Annotated in this window: 1 protein-coding gene; it reads left to right on the plus strand. The window is 63.8% G+C overall.

Annotated elements, in window-relative coordinates; all coding sequences use genetic code 11:
- A partial coding sequence (locus F1735_RS34610; RefSeq protein WP_187364439.1) for a cation:proton antiporter domain-containing protein occupies positions 1–318 on the plus strand: 318 nt, incomplete at both ends.

Consider the following 318-nt stretch of genomic DNA (forward strand, 5'->3'; position numbering starts at 1 on the left):
CGATGCATTTTCGGTGCTGTTCTTCGTCTCGGTCGGCATGCTGGCCGATCCGATGGTGCTGGTCGAGAGCCCGCTAAGGGTGCTGGCGGTGGTCGGCGTGATCATGTTCGGCAAGTCGCTGGTGGCGTTCGCGCTGGTGATCGCGCTGCGCTATCCGCTCAATACCGCGCTGACGGTGTCGGCCAGCCTGGCGCAGATCGGCGAGTTCTCGTTCATCCTGGCGGCGCTGGGCATGGCGCTCGGCTTGCTGCCGAAAGAGGGCCAGAGCCTGCTCCTGGCTGGAGCGATTATTTCGATCGCGCTCAATCCGCTGCTGTT

This window comes from Massilia genomosp. 1 (assembly GCF_011682185.1).
GTDB classification, from domain to species: Bacteria; Pseudomonadota; Gammaproteobacteria; order Burkholderiales; family Burkholderiaceae_D; genus Telluria_A; species Telluria_A rubra.